Here is a 4,961-nt window from a genome sequence, read left to right as displayed (position 1 = left end):
GTCGGTGGCGGGCATCATCGAGTTGACGACGAAGGCCAGTGGTGCGCCGTCGTTCTTGAGCTCGATCGTCGTCTGGCGGTAGTTGGCGGGGGTGATGTCGCGGGACTGCTGGGTGAGCGCGTCGAACGCGGCGTTACGGCCACCCTCGACCCGCACCGGCTGGAAGGTCGCCCACTTGTGCGCGAAGTGCAGGTCCGGCGTCAGCGACCGGTCCGCGTTCGTGCCCGACAGATAGGGGCCGCTCTGCTTCCCGTCGATCCCGGTCTCCGCCGGCGACCGGTAGGTGCGCCACGTTCCGGTCGGAGGCAGCTGCGGCGGCTTCGGCCGTCCGTCGGGCCCGTAGGCCGACACCGCGCTGACGAAGGCCTCGCCGCTGCGGGTGGTCCAGACCGGCCCGTCGGGAGCGTGGACGTCGGTGCCCGGCATCAGGTCGGCCAGCTGCTGTGCCAGACCACCCGGGACACCGGAGTCGCAGATGATCAGAGTGATCGGCTGGCCGGTGTACTGCGGATCGTTGCGGATCTGATCGGCCAGGTCCTGCGCCGTGATCGGCCGGCCGTCGTCGAGTGTGTCGTGCGAGACGACCGTGAAATGGCCGGGCGGCGCGGTCACGGTGGTCGCGGCGGCGGCGTCCTCCGAAGACCCGGAGCCGAGGGTACGGATCACCGTCGGCTCGGCCATCGGAGCGAGCGCGGGCGCGGGCTCGACCGGGACCGGCCGGTCGTCGGCGGGCATGTCGAGTCCGGCCCGGCGCACCTCGTCGTAGAGCTGACCGGCCGAGGTGATCTCGGCTGCCGGGGTGTCGGTGAGCTGGACCCCGGCGATCTCAGCGCCCCGGAGAACCTCGTAGAGCGAGTGGTTGTCGGCGGCCAGCATCCAGGCGGTGGCGGCGGCGAGGAAGTCCCGCTCCGACACGCCGGGCACGTTGAGCATCCGGAACATGGTGAGCAGGCGGGCCGACGTCAGCGAGGTCCCGGACGTCACCGGGATCTCGCGCTCCTGATTGACCTCCTGGAACCAGGCACTGGCCGGGTCGAGGCGGTAGAAAGCCCGGCCGCTCACCCAGGGCAGCGGCAGCTCGGGGCCCTGCTCGTTCGCGCCGAGCCACGATTTCCACGGCTCCGGATGCTTCGCGGTGCCGAGGACCTCCCGGGTCACCCGGCTCACTGCCGGCCGTCCGTCGACCTCGGGCCCGAACTCGACGGTCACCGCGGCGGTGTTCCTGGCGCTCAGCACGGTGCTCAGGTCCGGCCTGCCGTCCGGTCCGTAGGTGACCTGGTCGAGCGGCACGTCCTCGGTGCTCATCGTGTCGACCGTGAACGGGCCGGCGGCCCTGCTCCGCAGAAACGCGGTCTCGAACGTGCCGAGGTCCGTGCCGGCCAGCCGGAGCTGCCGCGGCGTCACCGCGTACGGGCCGCGCACCTGGTCCCGGGAGCCACGCGCGGTCCGCCCGCTCTCGTTCTGCTCCCGGACCGCGAGGTCGGCCTTCTGCCGGTCCCCGGACCGGGCGATCAGGTTGAACGCCCGGAACGGGTCGTCGTCCCCGTCGAACTCCCGCTCCGGCGGCAGCTCCTGCTTGACGGCTTGACGCAGCGGGTTGTCCAGGAACTCGGCGTACGCCTTCAGCTCGGCGGTGTCGAGGCCGAGCCGATCCGACCGCGCCCAGTCCCGGTTCCGGATGATGTCCAGCGCCAGCAGCTTGAACGTGGTCTCGCCGGGGCCGGGCTTCTTGTTGTAGTAGGCGGCGTTGTAGAGCGCCGTCATGACCTCACGCAGGTTGCCGTCCCGCAGCAGCGACGCCACCTCGGCGTCCTTCAGGCCGGTGCCGGCCTGACCGGCGCTGTCGGCCTTGCGCTGGACGAACGCCTTGCCGGGGGCGCCGGTCGGCGACGGCTTGGCCTTGGCGTCGTTCAGCACCTCGTTCAACCGGGCAGCGACCTTGACCGCGGTGTCCCTGATCCGCGGGGACCGGGACAGGTGGGCGCCGAGCCGCCGCTCGAACTGCTCGTTCGACTCCTGCGGGCTCTTCGGGCGCAGCGGGGCGGGCGGCTCCGGCGCCGTCCCGAACGGGACCAGCCGGCCCCGGTCATCGGTCTCCACGAGCAGGTCGGCGGGTGGGTCCAGGTCGGAGTCGGAGTCGTCGAGTGTCGTCTCGGCGAGCAGGTCGGCGGGCGGGTCCAGGTTGGAGTCGGAGTCCGTCCCGATCGGCTCCGGTGACACACCCAACTGGTCGGCCAGGTCGTAGACGTCGGTGAGCAGCTGCTCCGACGTGGTCAGCGAGTTGTGGGCGGCATCCATGTGCGCCACCGAGGCGGCATGGGCGGCATGCGCCCGGGGCTGCTGGAACGCCACCTCGGCGACCTGGTCGGCCGCGTCCTGGGCGTCGGCGCGGATGTCCCGGACCGCGGCCGGTAGATCGCCGAGCATGCCCAGGTCGGAGAGGACCTGCCGGGACTCGGTGAGCCGCTCCGCCGTGGCGTTCAGCGCCGGGTAGGCCCGCAGCAGCGAATCCGCCAGTGCGAGGTCCCGTTGGGGGCCGGGTGGCAGCTTGCGTGCGGCGTCGGCGTCGGCGGCGGCCTGCGCGGCCCGGTCGGCCCGGTCCCGTGCCTCGGTGGCGAGAGCGGTGAGCCGGTCGTGGGCCGACTGCAGGTACTGGAGGTCCTCGGCCGCGCGGCCCGCCGTCGTCTCGGCCCGGGCGGCGTCGTCGCGGAAGTCGCGTACGGTGGCGGCCTCGCGTGCCGCGCCGGCGAGGGACCGGCGTACCGGTCCGCTCTGATCGCGGACCCGGTTCTGCGCCTCGGTGGCGATCCGGCGCAGGTGCCGGCCGTCCGGCGAGCCGCCGGCCCGGTTCGCCGCGTCGTCGGCGGCCTGAGCCAGTTTCGGCGCCTGATCCGCGCGCTGTTCGAGGTCGAGCCGGTTGGCCGCGAGGTCGGCGTGGTCGGCCTGCGCGTCCCCGCTGATCTCGCGTGCGGTCTGGTGTGCCGATGCGGCGGCGGGCACGTCCGCCAGGGCCGGGGCGATCGTGTCGACGGCCGGCTGCACGTCGGTCGCCAGTTGGGTGGCGTCCGACCGCGCCCATCCCGCGAGCTGGTCGATGGCCCGGGCCATCCGGTCGGGGTCGACGTCGCCGAGCGTCGCGTTCGAGTCCAGGACGTGCCCGAGGTCGGTGACCGTGAGCTGCGCCGGGTCGGTGGCTGACGCCTCGAAGCGCACGAAGTGGTGGCCCTGCTCGGGCGGGGTGATCGGCTCGCCGTCCGGTCCGCGCAGCTCCGACGCGGTGACGACGGCGTGGCCGGTCGGGCCCGCCCAGACCACACCGTTGGGCGCGATGACCGGTGTGCCGGGCAGCTCCCGGGCCAGCTGGGCGGCGAAGCCGTTCTCCCGGTCGATGCCGCTGTCACAGACGATCAGGACGATCGGCCGGCCGGCCCAGCGCGCGTGATCCGCCCGGATCCGTGCCGCCAACTCGGCCGGGCTGATCCGGGCGGTGCCGACCCGCAGCGCCTGCTGCTCCCCGTGCGCGAACACGTGGTAGCGGTCCGAGCGGTCGGGGTACGCCTCGGCGATCGACCGGGTCGCGGCGTCGTCCGGTGTGGCGAGGACCAGACCGGCACCGACCGGCTCGGCGGTGGGTGCGGTCGCCGGCGCGCTCGTCGTGGAGGTGCCGTCGGCCGGGGCGAACGACCCGAACAGGTCCAGGCCGCCGCGGTCGCCGTCGGAGTCCTCATCACCGAACATGCCGAAGCCGGGGTCGTCGTCTTCGGTGTCGCTGTCGGGCGCCGGCACGACCGGCGGCGTGTACGGGGCGTAGGTGGCGCGACCGTGGGCGTCGACGGTGCGCCGGAGCTCCAGCCGGCCCAACGGCCGGGCGCCCTGAACCGGGTACGTCCGCGGTGGATTGCCGCTGTCGTCGTGGATGGTGAGCTGAACCTTGGTGCCGGTGGCGGCGGCCAGTTCGACCACGTCGTGTGCGGCGGCGATCCGGGCGATCTCGGCCGCGTCGAGCGGATCGGCGCGCCGGTTGTCCACCGGGACGTCCGGGGCGAGAACCGCCCGGACGAAGTGCGCGTTGTCGTACGGCCCGGCCCGCCGCATCTCGGCCGCGGTGTCGAGGTTGACCCGGTCACGGCCGGCCCGGAGGGTGTCCGTGCGGTTGCCGTCCGGGCCGGTACCCGGCAGTACTTCGGCGATGGCGTGGTACAGCGAGTCCGGTTGGAGGCTGAGCCCGCCACGGTCGGCCATCATCGTGGCGGCGGCGAACTGCTGCTGGATGGTGCCGGAGTCGTTGGAGGTGGCGACCAGGTGCGCGGCGACCAGCCGCTGACTGTCCGGCACACCGATCGTCCGGGCCTCCCCGGTCGATTCCACCCGCGGATCGACCCCCGTGAACACCTCTTTGTCCGCGGGTGGCTGCGGCACCGGCCCGGCGTCCGGCGCCGGCAGCGAGATCGCTGTGACCAGCTGGTTGTGCGGCTGCGCGCCGAGCTGCTTCAGCTGACGTTCGGAGAGCGTCTGCTGCCAGGTCCGCGTGTCACCGCCGGGCGTGTGGTCGACCGGGGCGGCGAAGGGCCTTCCGCCGGCGAGCTCCGGACTACGCAGGTCTGCCTTGTACTCCTTGAATCCGGTGCCGACGGTGTTGAAGAGCTGCCGGTTGACGGTGGTGGGTACGGCGTGCGACTGCGGGAGGAAGTTGGTGGCGGCGAAGTCGGCGGCGAGGCGGGACAGGTCGGTGGGGGTGGCGGAGCCGACGAAGTCGGTGCGGAAGGCCTGGTCGCGGTCGGGGTGCCGGTTGTTCTGCGAGTCGACCTGCACGGCGGACGGAGCCTCGGCCCCGTGAGCGGTCGTCAGCTCCTCGCCGTACGTCTGGTGCAGGGTCTCGCTGAGCATCAGGAACTCGGCTCCGGCGTCGCCGAAGCGGATGTTCGGGCGGCCGAGGGTGAGCAGGCCGTCGATGAAGAGGT

The 4,961-nt window shown here is 73.0% G+C and carries 1 protein-coding gene; it reads right to left on the bottom strand.

Translation table 11 applies throughout. The annotated features are described in order from the left end of the window. The coding region (locus BC793_RS50115) for a hypothetical protein (protein WP_158319607.1) at positions 1 to 4,961 on the bottom strand (4,961 nt) is incomplete at both ends.

The organism is Actinoplanes xinjiangensis, from assembly GCF_003148685.1.
Classification (GTDB): Bacteria; Actinomycetota; Actinomycetes; order Mycobacteriales; family Micromonosporaceae; genus Actinoplanes; species Actinoplanes xinjiangensis.
The sequence above is the reverse complement of the archived record's forward strand: the minus strand, read 5'-3'. Positions and strand labels throughout refer to the sequence as shown.